The 19,955-nt window shown below is 66.8% G+C and carries 20 protein-coding genes and 2 tRNA genes; 8 read left to right on the forward strand and 14 right to left on the reverse strand.

Going from position 1 to position 19,955, the window contains the following annotated elements; genetic code table 11:
- The 6 genes from D7252_RS16290 (at position 1) to D7252_RS16315 (ending at position 7,193) form a co-directional block, all read left to right on the forward strand.
- Positions 1-1,650, forward strand: a complete 1,650-nt coding sequence (locus tag D7252_RS16290) for an ABC transporter ATP-binding protein (protein WP_120776340.1) — start codon at positions 1-3, stop codon at positions 1,648-1,650.
- Complete coding sequence (locus tag D7252_RS16295; protein ID WP_120776341.1) at positions 1,647-2,603, forward strand: LD-carboxypeptidase; 957 nt, start codon at positions 1,647-1,649, stop codon at positions 2,601-2,603. The genes D7252_RS16290 and D7252_RS16295 overlap by 4 nt, the downstream gene beginning before the upstream one ends.
- Positions 2,600-3,436, forward strand: coding sequence for a serine hydrolase (locus D7252_RS16300; protein ID WP_120776342.1), 837 nt, complete (start codon positions 2,600-2,602; stop codon positions 3,434-3,436). Before D7252_RS16295 ends, D7252_RS16300 begins: the two co-directional genes overlap by 4 nt.
- Positions 3,433-4,245, forward strand: a complete 813-nt coding sequence (locus D7252_RS16305) for a serine hydrolase (RefSeq protein WP_120776343.1) — start codon at positions 3,433-3,435, stop codon at positions 4,243-4,245. The genes D7252_RS16300 and D7252_RS16305 overlap by 4 nt, the downstream gene beginning before the upstream one ends.
- Positions 4,246-4,383: 138 nt before the next feature.
- Positions 4,384-6,978 carry a valine--tRNA ligase gene (gene valS / locus D7252_RS16310; RefSeq protein WP_120776344.1) on the forward strand — a complete coding sequence of 865 codons (2,595 nt, stop codon included), beginning with the start codon at positions 4,384-4,386 and terminating at the stop codon, positions 6,976-6,978.
- Positions 6,978-7,193: a hypothetical protein gene (locus tag D7252_RS16315; RefSeq protein ID WP_120776345.1), complete on the forward strand. Its 216-nt coding sequence runs from the start codon at positions 6,978-6,980 to the stop codon at positions 7,191-7,193. The genes valS and D7252_RS16315 overlap by 1 nt, the downstream gene beginning before the upstream one ends.
- A 104-nt stretch (positions 7,194-7,297) precedes the next feature.
- Here D7252_RS16315 and D7252_RS16320 read toward each other — a convergent pair whose 3' ends face one another.
- From D7252_RS16320 to D7252_RS16375, 12 genes are all read right to left on the reverse strand, one after another.
- The gene (locus D7252_RS16320) at positions 7,298-7,534 is read right to left on the reverse strand and encodes a hypothetical protein (RefSeq protein WP_120776346.1); all 237 of its coding nucleotides are present in this window, start codon (positions 7,532-7,534) and stop codon (positions 7,298-7,300) included.
- Positions 7,531-8,148 carry a transcriptional regulator gene (locus tag D7252_RS16325; protein WP_120776347.1) on the reverse strand — a complete coding sequence of 206 codons (618 nt, stop codon included), beginning with the start codon at positions 8,146-8,148 and terminating at the stop codon, positions 7,531-7,533. Before D7252_RS16325 ends, D7252_RS16320 begins: the two co-directional genes overlap by 4 nt.
- A 280-nt stretch (positions 8,149-8,428) precedes the next feature.
- On the reverse strand, positions 8,429-9,697 hold the full coding sequence (gene clpX, locus D7252_RS16330; protein ID WP_120776348.1) for an ATP-dependent Clp protease ATP-binding subunit ClpX: 1,269 nt from the start codon (positions 9,695-9,697) through the stop codon (positions 8,429-8,431).
- A gap of 83 nt (positions 9,698-9,780) precedes the next feature.
- Positions 9,781-10,632: an aldehyde dehydrogenase family protein gene (locus tag D7252_RS16335; RefSeq protein ID WP_120776349.1), complete on the reverse strand. Its 852-nt coding sequence runs from the start codon at positions 10,630-10,632 to the stop codon at positions 9,781-9,783.
- Positions 10,629-12,071, reverse strand: coding sequence for an aldehyde dehydrogenase family protein (locus D7252_RS16340; protein WP_120776350.1), 1,443 nt, complete (start codon positions 12,069-12,071; stop codon positions 10,629-10,631). The genes D7252_RS16335 and D7252_RS16340 overlap by 4 nt, the downstream gene beginning before the upstream one ends.
- A gap of 11 nt (positions 12,072-12,082) precedes the next feature.
- Positions 12,083-13,084, reverse strand: a complete 1,002-nt coding sequence (gene deoC / locus D7252_RS16345) for a deoxyribose-phosphate aldolase (protein WP_120776351.1) — start codon at positions 13,082-13,084, stop codon at positions 12,083-12,085.
- Positions 13,081-14,016 (reverse strand): sugar-binding transcriptional regulator, encoded by a 936-nt coding sequence (locus D7252_RS16350; protein ID WP_259461125.1) that lies wholly within the window; start codon positions 14,014-14,016, stop codon positions 13,081-13,083. The genes deoC and D7252_RS16350 overlap by 4 nt, the downstream gene beginning before the upstream one ends.
- Before the next feature lie 152 nt (positions 14,017-14,168).
- The gene (locus D7252_RS16355; protein WP_120776352.1) at positions 14,169-14,810 is read right to left on the reverse strand and encodes an ATP-dependent Clp protease proteolytic subunit; all 642 of its coding nucleotides are present in this window, start codon (positions 14,808-14,810) and stop codon (positions 14,169-14,171) included.
- Between the two features lie 20 nt (positions 14,811-14,830).
- Positions 14,831-15,427, reverse strand: coding sequence for an ATP-dependent Clp protease proteolytic subunit (locus D7252_RS16360; protein WP_120776353.1), 597 nt, complete (start codon positions 15,425-15,427; stop codon positions 14,831-14,833).
- Positions 15,428-15,506: 79 nt separating this feature from the next.
- Positions 15,507-16,001: a tetratricopeptide repeat protein gene (locus tag D7252_RS16365; RefSeq protein ID WP_120777029.1), complete on the reverse strand. Its 495-nt coding sequence runs from the start codon at positions 15,999-16,001 to the stop codon at positions 15,507-15,509.
- Positions 16,002-16,065: 64 nt separating this feature from the next.
- Positions 16,066-17,550, reverse strand: a complete 1,485-nt coding sequence (gene tig, locus D7252_RS16370) for a trigger factor (protein WP_120776354.1) — start codon at positions 17,548-17,550, stop codon at positions 16,066-16,068.
- A 63-nt stretch (positions 17,551-17,613) separates the two neighbouring features.
- A tRNA-Pro gene (locus D7252_RS16375) sits at positions 17,614-17,687 on the reverse strand.
- Positions 17,688-17,808: 121 nt separating this feature from the next.
- Between D7252_RS16375 and D7252_RS16380 the strand changes: the two genes are divergently transcribed.
- A tRNA-Gly gene (locus D7252_RS16380) sits at positions 17,809-17,879 on the forward strand.
- Positions 17,880-17,990: 111 nt separating this feature from the next.
- Positions 17,991-19,199 carry a hypothetical protein gene (locus D7252_RS16385; protein WP_120776355.1) on the forward strand — a complete coding sequence of 403 codons (1,209 nt, stop codon included), beginning with the start codon at positions 17,991-17,993 and terminating at the stop codon, positions 19,197-19,199.
- 88 nt (positions 19,200-19,287) lie between these two features.
- On the opposite strand, the gene D7252_RS16390 is transcribed toward D7252_RS16385, so the two are convergent.
- Complete coding sequence (locus D7252_RS16390) at positions 19,288-19,641, reverse strand: RNA polymerase-binding protein RbpA (protein WP_120776356.1); 354 nt, start codon at positions 19,639-19,641, stop codon at positions 19,288-19,290.
- Positions 19,641-19,889: a preprotein translocase subunit SecG gene (gene secG / locus D7252_RS16395; RefSeq protein WP_029261623.1), complete on the reverse strand. Its 249-nt coding sequence runs from the start codon at positions 19,887-19,889 to the stop codon at positions 19,641-19,643. The genes D7252_RS16390 and secG overlap by 1 nt, the downstream gene beginning before the upstream one ends.
- Positions 19,890-19,955: the final 66 nt, after the last annotated feature.

Consider the following 19,955-nt stretch of genomic DNA (forward strand, 5'->3'; position numbering starts at 1 on the left):
ATGCCCGATCTCATCTTCGAGGACGTATCGATCTCCTACCGGACCTCCGGACGATCCGAACGCGACGAGATCGCGGCCGTCCGAGGCGTCTCGCTCACTCTCCCTGCGGGTGAGACGCTCGGGATCGCCGGGGAGTCCGGTTCGGGAAAGTCGACCCTCGCCATGAGCGTGCTGCGCCTGCTCCCGCGCAACGCCACCCTCACCGGCCGCGTGCTGCTGGGAGACGCCGACGTCGCGACACTGTCGTTCGGGCAGCTCCGCGCCGTCCGATGGGCGCAGACGTCGATCGTGTTCCAGGGCGCGATGCACTCGCTCAACCCCGTCCGAACCGTGGAATGGCAGATCCTCGAGGCTCTCGAGCTCCACTCCACGGAGCAGTGGGCGACGGAAAAGGCGCGGAAGACGCGCGCACTCGAGCTGCTCGACATCGTCGACCTCGCGCCGCAGAAGCTGCAGTCTTACCCGCACGAACTCTCCGGCGGACAGAAGCAGCGGGTGATGATCGCGATGGCGCTCGCGTGCGACCCCGAGGTGATCATCGCCGACGAGCCCACCACGGCACTCGATGTGATCGTGCAGAAGCAGATCCTCGACATGATCTCGCGGCTGGTGTCCGAACGCGGCATCTCGATGCTGATGATCAGCCACGACCTCTCCGTGCTCGCCACGGCCTGCCGACGGATCGCCATCATGCGTGACGGCGAACTCGTGGAGGTCGGCGATGCGTTCACTGTCTGCACGAACCCGACGCAGCCCTACACCCGGCAGCTGGCGGATGCGTTTCCCACCATCGGAGACCCCGCTTCCCGCCTCGCCCCGGTCACGCGCCACGGGCGCGACGCGGATGAGGTGCCTGAGACGCGCCACAGCGACGAGGTGCTGCTGGAGGCGCGCGGCCTCAACGTCACCTACCGCTCGGGCGGACGTCCCGTCCACGCGGTGCGAAACGTCGACCTCGCGGTACGCAAGGGTGAGATCGTGGCCTTGGTCGGGCAGTCCGGCTCAGGAAAGTCCACCCTCGCCCGGGCCCTGATGGGCCTGCAGCCGACCGACGCCGGCTCGGAGATCCTGTTCGGCGGCACCGCCGTTCCCGCGCGGGGGCGGGGGCTCACGAAGTTCCGCTCCCAGGTGCAGCTGGTTCTCCAGGACCCTTGGGCGGCGCTGAACCCGAAGCACAGCGTGTATGAGTCCGTGGCCGAGGGACTGCGCGTCCAGCACTACCCCGGAGATGAACGCGAGCGTGTGGCGCGCAGCCTGGCCGAGGCGGAGCTCACTCCTCCCGAGCGTTATTTCGGTGCGATCCCGCAGGAGCTCAGCGGCGGTCAGCGCCAGCGCGTCGTCATCGCCGGCGCTCTGGCCGTGCAACCGCAGATGCTGATCGCCGACGAACCGGTGGCTTCGCTGGATGCCTCGGTTCGCGGCGAGATCCTCGGCCTGCTCCTGTCTCTGCGCCGCAGACTCGGCCTATCCGCTCTCGTGATCACCCACGACCTCGGGCTCGCGTGGAACATCGCCGACAGTGTCGCCGTGATGTACCACGGGGAGATCGTCGAGTACGGGCCCACGGAGCAGATACTGCTGGACCCGCAACACGACTACACGCGCCACCTTCTCGCAGCCGCTCCGCGCATCGAGGAGAAGACCGCATGAAAACCGTCGAACGCTCCCCCTATCTCGACACCGCCCCCCTCACCGCAGGCGACACGGTCGCCCTGGTTTCACCTGCCGGTCCCGGGAACGAGGAGAGTCTCCAGCGTGCGGTCGGATACTACGAGTCCTGGGGCCTCCGGGTGCGTGTCGGGGTTTCAGCGCTCACCCCGCACCCGCGCGCGAAGTATCTGGCAGGTCCGGACGAGGATCGCCGCCGAGACCTCGTCGACGCCTGGCTCGACCCCGAGGTGGACGCGGTCGTGGCAGTGCGGGGCGGGTACGGGGCACTACGGCTGCTCGACGGCATCGACTGGGAGCGGATGCGCGGCGCGGCCGCGCGCCGGGACGGCCGTCCGAAGCTGCTCACGGGCTCTTCGGACATCACGGCGCTGCACGAGGCGTTCCGCGCGCACCTCGACCTGCCGACACTCTTCTGCCCGATGCCGGGGACCAATGTCTTCCGAGACTCCGAGTTCATCCGAGACGACGTACGGCGCTGGCTGTTCGAACCGTGGGAGGGGCGTGAGCTCATCGGTCCCAAGACCGAGATCATGGTGGCAGGACGAGCCGAGGGGACGTTCACGGGTGGCAACCTGAGTCTTCTGGCCGCGGCCATGGGCGCACCGGAGTCGTCGGCGCCGCCATCCGGCATCCTCTTCCTGGAGGACATCACCGAGGAACCGTACCGACTCGACGGCTTCCTCACCCAGTTGCGTCGAGGAGGTCGTCTGGCCGCGGCGTCCGGGGTCGTGCTCGGTTCGTGGCACGAATGCGGCGACGTGGACCTGATCCACTCGCTCATGCGCGACGAGTTCGGCCACGCTGCGGTGCCGGTCCTCTGGGAGCAGGGGTTCGGTCACGATCCGAACGCCCTCAGCATCCCGCTCGGAGTCGACGGTGTCCTCGACGCGAGCGGCGACCAGCCGCGTCTCACGGTCGGGCGTACGGCGTGATCGTCCTCCCCGACCTGGACAAGCGCGCAACCTGGTCGATCCGCATCCTGGATGCCGACACAGGAACCGTCGTCGCGGAGCGCACCCCGAATGTGCGGTGCGAGACAGCGAGCATCGGGAAGATCTTCCTGCTTCTCGAGGTCGCGCGACGCCTCGAGGACGGCAGCCTGTCGGACGAGCAGCGGATCACCATCCCGGAGGAGCACCGTGTCGCGGACTCCGGTCTGCTCTACCTCATGCGTGATCAGCGCCTGACGGTCCACGATGCCGCGCTCCTCGTCGGAGCGGTCAGCGACAACCTCGCCACGAACGCCCTCATCCACCTGTGCGGGCTCGAGGCGGTGCGCGGCGTCGCACCGACGCTCGGCTACACCGACACGACCCTTCTCGATTACATCCGCAACGAGCGGACGCCCGACCTGCCATGGACGCCGTCTTACGGCACGGCCTCCGAGCTCGCGGATGTGATGCGGCGAATGGGTGCCGGGGAGCTCTTCTCCGCCGCCGTGTGCGACCGGGTCCTGTCGTGGCTCGCGGCCGACGCCGACACCTCGATGACCGCGGACGCTTTCCTCCTGGATCCGCTCGCGCACGTCGAGGCGGAGTACCAGGGCATGGTTCTGCGCCACAAAACCGGGAGCGTGGGGTTCGCTCGGGTCGACGTGGGGCTGCTGTCCGGTCCCGCAGGCCGGGTCGCCTACGCGGTCGCTGCCAACTGGAAGGACTCTGCTGCAGATCTCAGAGCACCTGTGCTCGACGGAATGCGGGCTATCGGGGAGCAACTGCGGGCGTTCGTCACGGGGCGAGCCCGGGAACAGGGCGTGGCCCGATGAGCGCTATCACGATCGACTTGCCGCGCGAGAACGGGACGGAGTGGTCCGTCCTGGTCCGCGATGTGGACACCGGCGAAGAGCTTCTCCGCGAGAACGCGCGAGCGGCGCTCGCCACTGCCTCCGTGGGCAAGATCTTCCTCCTGCACCGGCTTCTCGCCGAAGTCGATGCCGGTACCCGAAGCCTGGAAGAACGGGTCACCCGGCGACCGGTCGAGACGATCGACGACTCCGGACTCTGGTATCTGCTGCAGGCGGCGGAACTCTCGCTCTACGACGTCGCGGCGCTGATCGGCGCGGTCAGCGACAACGCGGCCACGAACACCCTGTGCCGGGTCATCGGTCTGCCCGCCGTCCAGCAGCACACGAGACAGCTGGGCTACACCGACTCCGCCCTCGACGACGTCATCCGCTGGCCGATCCCGCCCGGTGCTCCGCGAACGCTGTCGCACGGCACGGCGGAGGATCTGGTGCGCTTCATGTCACGTCTGGCCCTCGGTGACGATCTCAGCCCTTCCTCGGCCGACACGCTCAAGCGGTGGCTCGGGGCTGGGATGGACTTGTCCATGGTCGCCTCCGCGTTCGAACTCGACCCTCTCGCTCACTTCGGGTTCGACCGCGGGATCTGGCTCATCAACAAGACCGGCACGATGTCCTCCGTCCGCGCCGACACCGGGATCGTGATGTCACCGACGCGCCGCATCGCCTTCGCCGTGGTCGCCAACTGGAACCGCGGCACGGACGGGCGAGGCCCGGTGCTCGCCGCCATGAACACGATCGGCGCGCAGATCCGGTCCGAGCTCGTCGGCTGACGGTCGCCGCTTCCTGCTCCCGCGCAGCGGCGCCGTGATGTCGCCGCGCTCTCCGCTGCGGCTCGGTAGACTGGCGGACACAAACCCACACTCAGGCACGCTCACACAGTGCCGCATACATCGCTCGAGGAGACCTTCATGTCCGCCATTCCCGACAAGCCCGTACTCGAAGGTCTCGAAGCGAAGTGGGACGCCGCATGGGCGCAACAGGGCACCTACCTGTTCGATCGTCTGCGCGCCGCGCAGGCCGGTCGTGAGGGCGTGTACTCGATCGACACCCCGCCGCCCACGGCATCGGGCAGCCTGCACATCGGCCACGTGTTCTCGTACACCCACACCGACGTGAAGGCACGATTCGAGCGGATGCGGGGCAAGACCGTCTTCTATCCGATGGGATGGGACGACAACGGGCTCCCCACGGAGCGTCGTGTGCAGAACTACTACGGCGTGCGCTGCGACCCGACGCTCCCCTACACCGCTGACTTCACCCCGCCCTTCGAAGGCGGCGACAACAAGTCAAGCCGAGCCGCTGACCAGCTTCCGGTCAGCCGCCGCAACTTCATCGAACTCTGCGAGCGCCTGACCGTCGAAGACGAGAAGCAGTTCGAGTCTCTGTTCCGTCAGCTCGGCCTCAGCGTCGACTGGACCCAGACGTACCGCACCATCTCCGACGACACGATCCGTCAGAGCCAGCTTGCATTCCTCCGCAACATCGAGCGCGGCGAGGCCTACCAGGCCTTGGCCCCCACACTGTGGGATGTCGACTTCCGCTCCGCCATCGCGCAGGCGGAACTCGAGGACCGCGATCAGCAGGCCGCGTTCCACACGATCGCGTTCCCGTTCGCCGACGGTTCGGGAACGATCGCGATCGACACGACGCGCCCCGAGCTGCTGCCGGCGTGCATCGCGATCGTCACTCACCCGGAGGGTCCGCACAAGCACCTCATCGGGACGAAGGTACGGACGCCGTTCTTCGGAGCCGAGATCGAGATCCACGGCCATCACCTCGCTCAGCCCGACAAGGGCACGGGGGCGGCCATGGTCTGCACCTTCGGTGATGTGACCGACATCGTGTGGTGGCGTGAACTGCGCACCACCGCCGGTGAGCCGCTGCCGAACATGACGACGATCGGCCTGGACGGTCGTTTCCTCGCCGAGGCACCGACGTCCGTGGCTGACGCGGAGGCGAGCGCCTGGTATGCCGAGCAGATGGGCGGCAAGACGGTCTTCAGTGCGCGCAAGGCACTGGTGGAGAAGCTGCAGGAGACCGGCGACATGACCGCCGTCGGGAAGCCTTTCAATCACGCTGTCAAGTACTTCGAGAAGGGCGACCGTCCGCTGGAGATCGTCTCGACCCGGCAGTGGTACATCCGCAACGGGGCCCGTGACGGTGAACTGCGCGATCAGCTCATCGCCCACGGGGACGAGCTCGCCTGGCATCCCGAGTTCATGCGCGTCCGTTACGAGAACTGGGTGGGCGGACTCACCGGCGACTGGCTGGTGTCGCGCCAGCGCTTCTTCGGTGTGCCGATCCCGCTGTGGTACGCCCTCGACGAGAACGGAGAACGCGACTACGAGCGCGTCCTCGCTCCCGACGCCGCGTCACTTCCCATAGATCCGACCATCGATGTCCCCGCGGGGTACACGGAGGATCAGCGCGGCGTGGCCGGTGGTTTCGACGCCGAGGCGGACATCCTCGACACCTGGGCGACCTCGTCGCTCACCCCGCAGCTGGCCGGTGGTTGGCAGCGGGACGACGAACTCTGGGAGCTCACGGCGCCGTTCGACCTGCGTCCGCAGGGTCAGGACATCATCCGCACCTGGCTGTTCTCCACGATGCTGCGGTCGACACTCGAAGACGGTAGGACTCCGTGGCGCAATGCGGCGATCTCGGGATTCATCGTCGACCCCGACCGTAAGAAGATGTCGAAGTCCAAGGGCAACGTCGTCACCCCCGCGGACGTCCTCGCCACGCATGGGTCGGATGCCGTCCGCTACTGGGCGGCTTCGAGCCGACTCGGCATGGACGCGGCCTTCGATCCGCAGAACCCGACACAGGTGAAGATCGGGCGACGACTGGCCATCAAGGTGCTCAACGCCGCGAAGTTCGTCCTGTCGTTCCCCGCACCGGCGGGCGCGCAGGTGACGCATGCTCTCGATGCGTCGATGTTGGCCGCCCTCGACGGCGTGGTCCGCGAAGCCACCAAGGCGTTCGACCGCTACGACTCCGCCCGGGCGCTGGAGTTGACGGAGGCGTTCTTCTGGACGTTCTGCGACGACTACCTGGAGCTGGTCAAGGAGCGTGCGTACGACCGGAGCGACGTCGGCCAGGCCTCGGCCGCCCTCTCGCTGCGTCTGGCGCTCTCGACGCTGCTTCGACTGCTCGCGCCCGTGCTCTCCTTCGCCACGGAGGAAGCATGGTCCTGGTTCGAAGAGGGCTCCGTGCACACCGCTGCGTGGCCGGAGCCGCTCGGAATCGACGGCGACCCCGCCGTGCTGTCCGCCGCGAGCGAGGCGCTCATCGGCATCCGTCGGGCCAAGACCGAAGCGAAGGCCTCGCAGAAGACGCCGGTGGCACGTGCGGCGATCGCCGCTCCGGCTGCGAAGCTCGACGCCCTTCGCGCTGCCGCCGATGATCTTCGTGCGGTCGGTCGCATCACCGACCTCGAATTCTCCGAAGCCGAGGAGTTCGCAGTCACTGCGATCGAGCTCGCTCCGGTCGAGGGCGCCTGATGCAACTGGGCACGCGCTGGGCCGCCGGATCGGAGCCACCGGCTTCGGTGCCGGCGGCCCTGCGCCGGTCGATAGCCCAGGTGGAGGCGAAGGGCCTCGTCGGCCACTGGACGCTCACCTGGCTCGAGGGCCGTGCGATCGCCGAACTCGATGCAGGCTGGGAAGTGCTCGAGACTTCGACGGGCGACGTCATCGCCCGTCCGTTCCAGGACTGACCGCCCGGTCGTTGCGACCCTCCCCGGTCGTTGAGCGAGCGAAGCGAGACGAAACGCCTCTCCTCCCCCTCGGTCGTTGAGCGAGCGAAGCGAGACGAAACGCCTCAGCGCAACGGCAACCCCATATGCGTGAGAGCCAGGTCGACGGCGCGCAGATCCGGCTTGCGTGTCTGCTGTTCGCGCAGCATCTCGAGCGCGATCTCACGCTGTTCGGCGCGACGCTTCACGCGACGCTCCACCAGGATCGTGAGCCTGCGCGCCACTCGCAGCAGTCCGCGCTCGACGCGTGTCGGCGCGACGAATCCCATCGTGGCGCTGGCGCTGGCGCTGGCGCTGGTCATGATTCGTCCCCGCGCCTCGCGCCGAGGCTCCGCGGACCCGGTGTCGGCAGGTCGAACAGGTCCATCCGAAGCGAGACCCGACGAACATCGGGGCCGGTCTGCCCGCGGTATCGCTCGATCGCATTGTCCATGATGGATTCGAGCTCTTGACGTAGAGACACCACCTGCTCCGGGGTCATGTCGAGATGCGTGGTCGTGGTCATCCCGATGTCGTCCCACCCCTCGGGGGCTTCGGATGCCGGTCGATTGATGTTGGCCATCAAGGTCTCGTGACGGAGGCGGAAGAACTCGGAGGTCACGATCTGCGCGGCCGCGCGGGCGGCCGGCGAGGTCATCTCGTCGGGGCCCGGCACGCCGATGCGTCCCTTCGGCCGCTCCCACCACCGCTCCCGTGCCGTACCGCGTCCCTCGACCTCCTGGATGAGGTCATGAGCGGCCAGCGCGCGGAGGTGGTAGCTGGTCGAGCCGGACGTCTCCCCCACCATCGCTGCGAGGGAACTGGCAGTCTGCGGACCTTGAGCCGCGAGCAGATCGAAGATCTTCACCCGGAGCGGGTGCGCCAGCGCTTTCAGCGCCCCGGCGTCGAGCGTCCGGATCTGCGTCTCGTTCGTCATATTGCAAAGATATCCTTGCAAACGATTCTTTGCAAGGTTTTCTTTGCAAATACTTCTTTGCACAGCACACCGGCGCGCTCCACGGGGTAAGTGGAGCAGCTTCGCTCCCAGGCCGCAACGGGTGCGGTTGCCGAACGGCAGGATGATCTCCCCGTTCGGCGGTCGGACTCGAAGGGTGCAGCGAGTACCGGCTGCTACCCCAACGCCGCAACCTGTTCTCCCGGCGGGGTCTGTCGTCACCGCCCCTGGAGGCGTTCATCGAACCTGTCGAGTTCGGGACTTACGCGCTTTTGCGCTTGCGCTCCATGATGATCGTGGGAGGTTCGCCCTCGTCGACGGCAGCACGGGTCACGATGACCTTGGCGACGTCCTCGGCAGACGGGATCTCGAACATGATCGGTCCGAGGACGTCTTCAAGGATGGCACGGAGACCGCGGGCGCCGGTCTTACGTTCGACGGCGAGGTCGGCGATCGAGCGCAATGCCTCCTCGTCGAACTCCAGCTGCACACCGTCGAGCTCGAACATGCGCTGGTACTGCTTGACCAGAGCGTTTCGCGGACCGGTCAGGATCTCCATGAGAGCGTCCTGGTCGAGCGGCGACACGTTGGTGACGACCGGCAGCCGACCGATGAACTCCGGGATGAGCCCGAACTTGTGGAGGTCTTCGGGCAGCACCTCGCTGAAGAGGTCGAGGTCCTTCGTCTTGTCATGCAGGGGCGCACCGAATCCGATGCCGTGCTTGCCGACCCTGGAGGACACGATGTCTTCGAGGCCGGCGAAAGCGCCGGCGACGATGAAGAGCACATTCGTCGTGTCGATCTGCAGGAATTCCTGATGCGGGTGCTTGCGTCCGCCCTGCGGCGGCACCGAGGCGACGGTGCCCTCGATGATCTTCAGCAGCGCCTGCTGGACACCCTCACCGGACACGTCACGAGTGATCGAGGGGTTCTCCGCCTTGCGGGCGATCTTGTCGACCTCGTCGATGTAGATGATGCCCTGCTCGGCGCGCTTGACGTCGTAGTCGGCAGCCTGGATGAGCTTGAGAAGGATGTTCTCGACGTCTTCGCCGACGTACCCGGCCTCCGTCAGAGCGGTCGCATCCGCCACGGCGAACGGTACGTTCAATCGCTTCGCGAGGGTCTGCGCGAGATACGTCTTGCCGCAGCCGGTCGGTCCGATCAGCAAGATGTTGCTCTTGGCGATCTCGACTTCTTCGGCCTTCTGCTCAGCCGTCTGCAGGGTTCCGTGGGCACGGACGCGCTTGTAGTGGTTGTACACCGCCACCGAGAGAGCGCGCTTCGCCGGCTCCTGGCCGACGACGTACTCCTCGAGGAACGAGAAGATCTCGCGCGGCTTGGGCAGCTCGAACTCCGCGACACCCTCGGCGGACGACTCCGCCATCCGCTCTTCGATGATCTCGTTGCACAGCTCGACGCACTCGTCGCAGATGTATACACCGGGGCCAGCGATGAGCTGCTGAACCTGCTTCTGGCTCTTTCCACAGAACGAGCACTTGAACAGGTCAGCGCTTTCACCGATTCGGGCCATGCGCGTCCTCCTAGGGGATGCAGAGATCGTCTTCTGAGCCTAACCTCTGCATCCGACACAGGGCCGCATTGGCGCGTATCAGTTCAGACCATGCTCTTGGTGTGCCAGACCGTCTTGATCTCGGTGAACGCGCCGATCCGCTCGGGCGAGGCGATGACCTCTCCCGGAGTGAGCACGCGCTTGAGCGTCTCAGCAGCGGCGATCTGCATGTCCACCCAGTCCAGATCCCCCGCCCCGGCGAGATCCAGCGCGTTGACGTCCTGGTGCGACGCGAGCCACGGGGCGATCTCCGCCGGCGACCCGGTGAGCACGTTGACGACTCCCCCCGGCACGTCGCTGGTGGCGAGTACCTCGGCGAGGCTGATCGCTGAGAGCGGGTGCCGTTCGCTGGCGATCACGACGACGGTGTTACCCGCTACCAGAGCCGGAGCGACGACGGAGACGAGGCCGAGCAGCGCGGAATCCTGAGGCGCCACGATCGCGACGACACCGGTCGGCTCCGGAACCGAGATGTTGAAGTAGGGACCGGAGACGGGGTTGGCGTTCCCCGCCACCTGCGCGTACTTGTCGCACCACCCGGCGTACCAGACCCAGAGGTCGATGGCCGCGTCGACCTGCGTCTCCGCAGAGCCGGTCGAGACGCCCTGCTGCGCGACGATCTCGTCGACGAACTGCGCGCGGCGCCCTTCGAGGACCTCGGCGACACGGTACAGCACCTGGCCGCGGTTGTAGGCGGTCGCGCCTGCCCAGCCCTTCACGGCCGAACGAGCGGCGACCACGGCATCGCGAGCATCCTTGCGAGAGCCCTGAGCAGCGTTCGCGAGGAAGGCTCCCTTGGCTGACAGCACCTCGTAGGTGCGCCCGGACTCGCTCCGCGGGAAGGCACCGCCGATGGCCAGCTTGTACGTCTTCGGCACGGTCAGTCGCTTGCTCATGCTGCGGCTCCCTTGAGGTAGGCGGTGAGTCCCTGACGTCCGCCTTCGCGGCCGTACCCGGACTCCTTGTAGCCGCCGAAGGGACTCGACGGGTCGAAGCGGTTGAAGGTGTTCGCCCAGATGACTCCGGCGCGGAGTCGATCGGCGACGGCGAGGATGCGCGATCCCTTGTCGGACCAGATTCCCGCGGAGAGTCCGTAGGGCGTGTTGTTCGCCTTGGCGATCGCCTCGGCCGGGGTGCGGAAGGTGAGCACCGAGAGCACCGGTCCGAAGACCTCGTCGCGGGCGATGCGATGCGATGCTTCGACGCCGGTGAAGATCGTCGGCGCGAACCAGAACCCCTTGTCCGGGATGGCGCAGTCCGCGGTCCACCTCTCAGCGCCCTCTGCCTCTCCGATGTCACTGAGTTCGCGGATGCGGGCGAGCTGAGCGGCCGAGTTGATCGCGCCGATGTCGGTGTTCTTGTCGAGCGGGTCGCCGAGGCGCAAGGTCGACAGACGACTCTTGAGCCGATCGATGACCTCGTCGTGTATCGATTCCTGAACCAGCAGTCGGCTGCCTGCACAGCAGACGTGACCCTGGTTGAAGAAGATGCCGTTGACGATCCCCTCGACCGCCTGGTCGATGGGTGCATCGTCGAACACGATGTTGGCTGCCTTGCCGCCCAGTTCCAGAGTGAGCTTCTTGGGCGTGCCGGCGACAGCCTTGGCGATGTCGCGCCCGACACCGGTGGATCCCGTGAAGGCGACCTTGTCGACGTCGGGGTGGCGCACCAGGGCGGCGCCGGTCGCACCGGCGCCCGTCACGATGTTGACGACACCCGCCGGAAGATCGGCCTGCTGCAGGATCTCCGCGAAGATGAGCGCGGTGAGCGGTGTGGTCTCCGCCGGCTTGAGGACGACGGTGTTACCCGCGGCCAGCGCCGGAGCGACCTTCCACGCCAGCATCAGCAGGGGGAAGTTCCACGGGATCACCTGTGCGGCGACGCCGAGCGCACGGGGGTTGGCGCCCAGCCCCGCATGGTCGAGCTTGTCCGCCCAGCCCGCGTAGTAGAAGAACCAGGAAGCAACCAGGGGGACGTCGACATCACGGCTCTCCTTGATCGGCTTGCCGTTGTCGAGGCTCTCGGCGACCGCCAGCTCGCGGGCACGTTCCTGCACGAGCCGGGCGATGCGGAAGAGGTATTTGCCGCGGTCGCGTCCACTCATCCGCGACCAGGTCTTCTCGTAGGCGCGGCGAGCCGCGGCGACCGCTCGATCGATGTCATCGTCGTTCGCGGTGGCGATCTCGGCGATGCGCGTCTCGTCGGCGGGTGAGATGGTGTGGAAGCTCGCACCAGAACCGTCGACGAACTCGCCGTTGATGAACAGGCCGTAGCTGTCTTTGAGGTTCAGGACCGACTTCGACTCCGGTGCCGGAGCGTATTCCAGAAATGACATTCGAGTTCCTGTCAGTCGATGGTGACGTAGTCGGGGCCGGAGTAGTGGCCGGTGCTGAGCTTCTGGCGCTGCAGGAGCACATCGTTGAGAAGGCTTGATGCGCCGAAGCGGAACAGGTGCGGCTGCAGCCACTCCTCCCCCACGGTCTCCGCAACGGTGACGAGGTACTTGACCGCGTCTTTCGACGAGCGGATGCCGCCTGCAGGCTTCACGCCGATGCGCTCGCCCGTGCCCCGGTACCAGTCGCGTACTGTCTCGAGCATGAGGAGCGTCGTCGGCAGCGTGGCGGCCGGCTGTACCTTGCCGGTCGACGTCTTGATGAAGTCGCCTCCCGCGAGGATGCCGAGCCACGAGGCCCGCTTGATGTTGTCGTAGGTGTTCAGTTCACCGGTCTCGAGAATCACCTTCAGCGATGCGGAGGTGCCGTCGTCACGACGGCAGGCCTCCTTCACCTGGGCGATCTGGTCGAAGACGAGTCCGTAGCGGCCGGACAGGAACGCACCGCGGTCGATGACCATATCGATCTCATCCGCGCCGGCTGCGACCGCCTCGGCCGTGTCCGCGAGCTTGATCGCGAGAGAAGACCGGCCGCTCGGGAACGCGGTGGCCACGGCGGCGACCGAGATCAGCCCGTCGTCGGGATCTCCGTGCAGTCCACCGAGCGCGGTCACCGCATCGCCCACCATGTCGCCGTAGACGCAGACGGCGGCCACGCGGGGCGTCGACGCGTCGGCGGCATCCGGGTTCTTGGCTTTTGCGACCAGAGAGCGCACCTTGCCCGGGGTGTCGGCACCTTCGAGCGTGGTGAGGTCGATCAGCTTGATGATGGTGTCGAGCGCCCATGCCTTCGACGTGGTCTTGATCGAGCGCGTGCCGAGTCCGGCCGCGCGCTGCTCGAGCCCCACCGCATCCACTCCCGGGAGTCCGTGCAGGAAGCGACGGAGTGTCGCGTCATCCGGCTCACCGCCGAGCACGTCCACCGCCGTTCTGCGGCTGAGTTCTTTGGTCGTCATTGTTCCTCCAACAGTACTCGTGCTGTGGTCTCATCGGTCACCAGAACGCCGCACAGGCCACTGGTCACGACTGTACGCGCGATGTCGTGCTTGGCGGGGCCCGCGGTCACGAAGATGGCGCGCTTGGCTCCGCGCAGCCGATCCAGCGAGACTCCCACGGTGCGCGCGTCGAGCTGGGAATCGACGATGTTCCCCTCCGCGTCGACGTAGCGCCCCAGGACGTCGCCCACCGCGCCGCGGCGGGCGAGCTCTTCGACATCATCCCGGCTCAGGTAGCCGTTCTCGACATGAGCGGAGGAGGCGTCACAGGGGCCCGCGGTGAACAGGAAGGCCTGGGCCTCCGCGGCCTCCTCGAGCACGGCCGCGACGGTGCGGTCCGCCTCGATCGCCTGCTTCGTCTCGACTCGCTCCAGGATCGCCGGGCTGGGCAGCAGCGACACGTGGCCGGATGCCCGCTGCGCGATCGTCACCGCGAGACCCGCGGCACCACCAGAGCGACGGTTGAGGCTCACGCCGCCGTTGAGCTGCACCACGGTGACGCCGTTGGCCCACCCGTCCGGGAGGGCTTCGGCGACGGCGCGCAGCGTCCGACCCCAGCTCACTCCGAGGGTGCGCGGTGCGGGGCGCAGAGCGGCGAGGAAGTCGGCCGCGGCGTGCGCCACGCGTTCGAGGGTCCCCTCGTCGCCCTCAGGCGACGGCACGACGACGGCGTCCGCCAAGTCGAATCGCTCGACCAGCAGTCTTTCCAGGCCGAGGCGACGTGCTCGCGGGTGCACGATCTCGATGCGGACGATGCCGCGCTCGCGCGCCTGCGTCAGCAGTCGGCCGACCTTCCAGCGGGAGATCTTGAGGAGTCCGCCGATCTCGTCCTGGGTCTTGTCCTCGTCGTAGTACAGCTCAGCAACGCGGACCATCAGCAGATCGTCTTCCACGGCATCCTCCTTCCTCTCCCAGCGTAGGCCCTCGGCCCCCAACGCGCACCCCGTTGCTCATATGAGCGAATGCAGGCAGGTGGCCCGCACATTCGCCGGGCATGCAGAAAGGGCGCCAGTCGCGATGACTGACGCCCTTTCTCGGCGAGAACCTATGCGCGCTTGCGCGTGCTCAGCACCTGGTCGACGATGCCGTACTCCAGCGCCTGCGCGGCAGAGAGGATGTTGTCGCGGTCGATGTCGCGGTTCACCTGCTCGACGGGCTTCCCCGTGTGCGCGGCCATCGTCTCCTCGAGCCAGGTGCGCATACGGAGGATCTCCGCCGCCTGGATCTCGATGTCCGATGCCTGGCCCTGTCCGGCTTCACCCATCGCGGGCTGGTGGATCAGCACACGCGCGTTCGGCAGCGCGAGCCGCTTTCCGGGTGCGCCGGCAGCGAGCAGCACGGCGGCTGCGGATGCTGCCTGGCCCAGGACGACGGTCTGAATCTGCGGCGCGACGTACTGCATCGTGTCGTAGATCGCCGTCATCGCGGTGAACGAGCCACCGGGCGAGTTGATGTACATCGTGATGTCGCGCTCGGCGTCCTGGCTCTCCAGAACGAGCAGCTGTGCCATCACGTCGTCAGCAGACGCGTCGTCGACCTGCACGCCGAGGAAGATCACTCGATCTTCGAACAGCTTGTTGTACGGGTCCTGACGCTTGAAGCCGTACGCGGTGCGCTCTTCGAACTGCGGGAGCACGTAGCGGCTGGACGGAAGGTTTCCTGCGGATTGGAAAGTGGGGGTGTACATGGTGTCCTTTCGAATCCGGATTACTCTGCGGCGTCCGCAGTGCCGCCGCCGCCGGTGACGTCGCTGGCGTGCTCGCGGATGTGGTCGACGAAGCCGTACTCGAGGGCCTCGTCCGCGGTGAACCAGCGGTCGCGGTCACCATCGGCGTTGATCTGCTCGACCGACTTGCCGGTCTGGCCCGCAGTGATCTCGGCGAGACGCTTCTTCATCGAGAGGATGAGCTGCGCCTGCGTCTGGATGTCACTCGAGGTTCCGCCGAAGCCGCCGTGCGGCTGGTGCAGCAGAACCCGCGCGTTCGGCGTGATGTACCGCTTGCCCTTGGTGCCGCTGGTGAGCAGCAGCTGTCCCATGGATGCCGCCATGCCGATGCCGACGGTGACGATGTCGTTCGGCACGAACTGCATCGTGTCGTAGATCGCCATACCCGCGGTGATCGAGCCACCGGGAGAGTTGATGTAGAGGTAGATGTCTTTTTCCGAGTCCTCCGCGGCGAGAAGAAGGATCTTCGCGCAGATCTCGTTGGCGTTCTGGTCGCGCACCTCTGAACCCAGCCAGATGATGCGGTCCTTCAGCAGCCTGTCGAAGACGCTGGTCGCGACAAGTGGTTCTGCAGCCATTTCAGCTCCTGTTTCCGTGATCGTGCTTCGAATCTACCGGCGCCGGCGCGGCCCTCAGGCCGTGTTCGCCGTCGGCATATCAGGTGTCGGCGCCCGCGATCTCGTGGGCGTAGGCGGTCATGGACCGGTGGTAGCGCGGCAGGTGCGGCACCAGCGCGAGCAAAGCGACGGACAGCCCCTGCGCCGGTCGGCCGGCGCTCGCGAGAGTGAGGGCATGCACGGCAGCGACCGCGTCGCGATAGGGGCCCTCGGCCGAAATCTCCTCCTCGGCGCGGATGACGTCGAGCGCTTCCTCGAACTCGCCGAGGATGCGAAGCGAGCTCGCCAGCTGGATGACGCACTGCGCACGATGATCCTCGTCCAATCCGAGTGCGAGGGCGCGTCGGTACAGAGCGACCGCTTCGGCCGGTCGACCCGCCGAATCCCTCGCCCCCGCACGCTCGAACTCCGCTCGCGCGTCATCCGCGCCACGCTCGGCAGCCAGTTCGTCGATGCGGGCGATCGTCTCGTCACCCACCTCTTCGCCGGATGCGGCCGCCCACACGTCGTCGATCCGTTCGTCCCAGCTCTTCACCGCTTCTCCCTCCACGAGAAAGGGCGGATGCCGCAGCATCCGCCCTTTCACCGATCGTGTTCGATCACTCGGCCTTGTCAGCGGCCTTCTTCGCGGGCGCCTTCTTGGCAGCAGGCTTCTTCGCAGCCGGCTTCTCGGCGTCGGCGTCAGCCTCGGCGTCGTCCGCGTCTGCCTTCTTCGCCGGCGCCTTCTTGGCCGCAGGCTTCTTGGCAGCGGCCTTCTTCTTGGGCTTCTCCTCGGCCTCGGCCTCAGGGGCCTCCTCGGCCGCGTCGTCGGTGACCACGAAGTCGGACAGGTCGACCGACTTGCCGTTGGTGTCGACGACCTTCACCTTGCCCAGAGCGATCGCGAGCGCCTTGTTGCGGGCGACCTCGCCGACGAGTGCGGGCAGCTGGTTCGAGGACTGCAGCGCCTCGACGAACTCCTGCGGCGCCATGCCGTACTGCGAGGCGGACTGGATCAGGTACTGGCTCAGTTCCTCCTGCGAGACCTGCACGTCGGCCTGCTCCGCGATCGTGTCGAGGAGCACCTGCGTACGGAACTGCTTCTCGCTCGCCTCAGTGACCTCCGCACGGTGCACGTCGTCTTCGAGGCGCCCTTCACCCTCGAGGTGGTTGTGCACCTCGTCTTCGATGAGCTGGGGCGGAACCGGGATCTCGATCTGCTCGAGCAGTGTCTCGACGAGCTTGTCGCGCGCCGCGGAACCCTGGGTGAACACGCCCTGCTGAGCGACACGCTCGGCGAGACTCTCACGCAGTTCGGCGATCGTGTCGAACTCGCTCGCGATCTGAGCGAAATCATCATCGGCGTCGGGGAGCTCGCGCTCCTTGACCGCCTTGACCGTCACCGAAACCTCGGCCTCGGAACCGGCGTGGTCGCCGCCGACCAGCGCGGAGCGGAAGGTGGTGTCCTCACCGGCGGTGAGCGACTCGATCGCGTCGTCGATGCCTTCGAGCAGCTCGCCGGAACCGATCTCGTACGACACGCCCTCGGCGCGGTCGATCTCTGCCCCGTCGATCGTGGCGACGAGGTCGAGTTCGACGAAGTCACCCTTCGCGGCCGGCCGGTCGACCGGGATGAGCGTGCCGAAGCGCGCCCGCATGTTGTCGAGCTCGGTGTCGAGCGCGGCCTCGTCGATCTCGACGGCGTCGACCGTCACCGTGATGCCGTCGTAGGAGGGGATCTCGATGTCGGGGCGGACGTCCACCTCGACGTCGACGAGCAGGTCTCCGGAGAAGTCCTTCTCGTTCGGCCACTGCGTGATGTCGGCGGCGGGGCGGCCGACCACGCGGAGCTTGTGCTCGGCGCTCGCCTCGCGGAAGAACTTGTCCAGGCCCTCGTTCACAGCGTGCTCGATGACCGCGCCGCGACCGATGCGCTGGTCGATGATGGGAGCCGGAACCTTGCCCTTGCGGAAGCCGGGGATCTGGACGTCCTGAGCGATGTGCTCGTAGGCGTGAGCGATGCTCGGCTTGAGGTCGTCCGGTGTGACCGTGATGCTCAGCTTGACCCGGGTCGGGGTCAGCTTCTCGACGGTGCTGTTCGCCATGCTTGTGTGTTCTCCTTGTTGTCTCCGCGCTGAACCGCGGCTGTCAGGCTGGACGCTACTGTGTCGGGGCGACAGGAGTTGAACCTGCGACCTCCCGCTCCCAAAGCGGGCGCTCTACCAAGCTGAGCTACGCCCCGGGGAATCCGCGCACAGATTCAGCCCCCACGAGTCTAACGGACAGGAACACCTCCGACAGTCCGCTATGATCGATGACGTCGGAGTTACGATCCGGTCGGTCCCGAGAAAGTCGCGGGATCCGGGGCTGTAGCTTAGTGGTAAAGCCTTAGTCTTCCAAACTAATGATGCGGGTTCGATTCCCGTCAGCCCCTCCGCTTTCAGAAGGCCCCCACCGCTCGGTGGGGGCCTTCTCGTGTCAAAACCGGATCGTCGAATACTGTGGCACTGTCGATGCACGCCGACTCTGATCGGAAGGTCACCGAATGCGCGACGCGAATGTCCTCCCGCCCTCCGGCGGTCACCACATCGCCGCACGCTTCTCGGGCACGTCCCCGCTTGCCTCTCCGCCAGGACCACGGCGCGGCCGTCGCACCCTCATCTCCGGCATCTTCGGTGGGGTGGGCCTGATCGCGGTCGTGGCGATCACGCAGACCGTCGCAAGCCTGGGTTATGACAGCGCCGTGACCGACTACCGGGCGGCCTCCGCCGGAGCGTCCGAGTCGCAGACGCAGTTGCGCGCGGAGAACGAAGATCTGGTCGATGCATCGGACGCGGCTGAAGCGATCATCGCCGTCGAGAACGAGGCCATCCCCGTCGCCGCCACCCAGGAAGAAGCGACATCGACCGCCGCTGGCGTCGCTGGTGAAGCCACTGCTGCGGCTGATGACCTCCTCGGCGTGGACATCCCGCCCGTGGGCGACAAGCCGGACTGGTTCTGGGAGCTCTTCGGCGCGACAGCCCAGCTCGACCGGCATCAGGCAGAGGTCACTCGACTCTCCGACGCCATGGATCTGGCCGCCGTCGACACGGCTGAGGCTTTCCGCGGCCTGACGGAGAGCACCACCTCGCTTCTGGTGTCTGCCGGTGAATCCGCCGCAGGCTTCGAGGCTGCCCACGTCTCCGCGCGCAACGAGGCGATCATCGCCTTGCGCGAAGCCGCCGCCGACGCGACCGCCACGACGAGCATCGACGAAGGCGCCGCCGAAACCTACTCGGCGTTACAGGATGCCGCCCATCAGGTGATCGCGACAGAGCGAGCCGAACTCGACGAGAAAGCCGGACCGCTGCTGGCCCAGCGACTGGAGATCGAGGAATTCGCCCGATCGCTCGCTCCAGGGGTCCTGTTGGAGTTCGACTGGGCACCCATGGTCAACGGCGCGGGCGGAAACGGCAGCATGGGCGGCTACACGACCTGGTGGTGGGACGATCCGGGTCGCGCGACCATCGAGCTGTCGAACTCGGTGGCCGAACAATGGCCCGCGGACCGCAGCAAAGCGCTCGTGGCGCACGAAGTCGGCCACGCGATCAGCGTGAAATGCGAGGGCATGTACGACGCCTCGACCCAGGACAGCATCGAGAACTGGGCGACGGCGTGGGCGATCGGGATGGGCTTCACCGATGACGCGAACGGAGTGTGGGCCTACGGCTATCCCCCGCAGAACTACATCGACGCGGCGGCGGGATGTCGCTGACAGCGAACTCCCCCACCATCTGCCGTCCCGGTACGAAAGAAGCCGCCGCGATGATTCGCGACGGCTTCTTGGTGTCAGATCGACGAGGTCACTGACCGCGACGTTCGCGTAGTTGAGCAAGTGCATCTTCGAGAAGCTGGACGGCTTCTTCGTCGGTGCGACGCTCCTTCACGTACGCGAGGTGAGTCTTGTACGGCTCGGGCTTCGCGAGGGCAGGAGGGTTCTCCTTGTCGCGACCCGCCGGCAGACCCGACTGCGGGTGATCGATCGTCTCGGGGATCTCGTCTTCGGGGAGGCCCGCCGCGAAGTAGCGGACGGTCTCGTTGCCGAGGCCGTCCCAGTAGGAGACCGAGATCCGGTCGGCGTGGTAGCCGTGGTCCTGCTCCCCCATCGGGCCGGAGCCCACGCGGGTGCCTCGGATTGCGTTGCCGCCAGTAGCCATCAGATGACCTCGAACTTCGTGATGAGTCCGAGCGCGACGATGGCTACGAACCATGTGAGCGCCAGGACGACGGTGAAGCGGTTCAGGTTCCGCTCCGCGAGACCGGAGGAGCCGACCGCAGAGGTCATACCGCCTCCGAACATGTCGGAAAGGCCGCCACCGCGACCCTTGTGCAAGAGGATGAGGAGGGTCAGCAGGACGCTGGTGATGCCCAGCACGACCTGCAGGACGAACTCGAGAATTGCCACGAGGAAGAGCCTTTCGCCGGGGCATGTGAGCCCCCGTAACGGTCAAGTATACGGTGCAGCGGGGCC

Source organism: Microbacterium sp. CGR2, from assembly GCF_003626735.1.
Lineage (GTDB): Bacteria > Actinomycetota > Actinomycetes > Actinomycetales > Microbacteriaceae > Microbacterium.

Coding starts and splice junctions, on each gene's coding strand:
- D7252_RS16390 (WP_120776356.1), bottom strand. CDS start 19,641: ATGGCTACTGGCGGCAACGCAATCCGAGGCACCCGCGTGGGCTCCGGC.
- D7252_RS16385 (WP_120776355.1), top strand. CDS start 17,991: ATGCGCGACGCGAATGTCCTCCCGCCCTCCGGCGGTCACCACATCGCC.
- clpX (WP_120776348.1), bottom strand. CDS start 9,697: ATGGCCCGAATCGGTGAAAGCGCTGACCTGTTCAAGTGCTCGTTCTGT.
- D7252_RS16315 (WP_120776345.1), top strand. CDS start 6,978: ATGCAACTGGGCACGCGCTGGGCCGCCGGATCGGAGCCACCGGCTTCG.
- deoC (WP_120776351.1), bottom strand. CDS start 13,084: ATGACGACCAAAGAACTCAGCCGCAGAACGGCGGTGGACGTGCTCGGC.
- D7252_RS16320 (WP_120776346.1), bottom strand. CDS start 7,534: ATGACCAGCGCCAGCGCCAGCGCCAGCGCCACGATGGGATTCGTCGCG.
- D7252_RS16295 (WP_120776341.1), top strand. CDS start 1,647: ATGAAAACCGTCGAACGCTCCCCCTATCTCGACACCGCCCCCCTCACC.
- tig (WP_120776354.1), bottom strand. CDS start 17,550: ATGGCGAACAGCACCGTCGAGAAGCTGACCCCGACCCGGGTCAAGCTG.
- valS (WP_120776344.1), top strand. CDS start 4,384: ATGTCCGCCATTCCCGACAAGCCCGTACTCGAAGGTCTCGAAGCGAAG.
- D7252_RS16355 (WP_120776352.1), bottom strand. CDS start 14,810: ATGTACACCCCCACTTTCCAATCCGCAGGAAACCTTCCGTCCAGCCGC.
- D7252_RS16360 (WP_120776353.1), bottom strand. CDS start 15,427: ATGGCTGCAGAACCACTTGTCGCGACCAGCGTCTTCGACAGGCTGCTG.
- D7252_RS16340 (WP_120776350.1), bottom strand. CDS start 12,071: ATGTCATTTCTGGAATACGCTCCGGCACCGGAGTCGAAGTCGGTCCTG.
- D7252_RS16325 (WP_120776347.1), bottom strand. CDS start 8,148: ATGACGAACGAGACGCAGATCCGGACGCTCGACGCCGGGGCGCTGAAA.
- D7252_RS16335 (WP_120776349.1), bottom strand. CDS start 10,632: ATGAGCAAGCGACTGACCGTGCCGAAGACGTACAAGCTGGCCATCGGC.
- D7252_RS16305 (WP_120776343.1), top strand. CDS start 3,433: ATGAGCGCTATCACGATCGACTTGCCGCGCGAGAACGGGACGGAGTGG.
- D7252_RS16290 (WP_120776340.1), top strand. CDS start 1: ATGCCCGATCTCATCTTCGAGGACGTATCGATCTCCTACCGGACCTCC.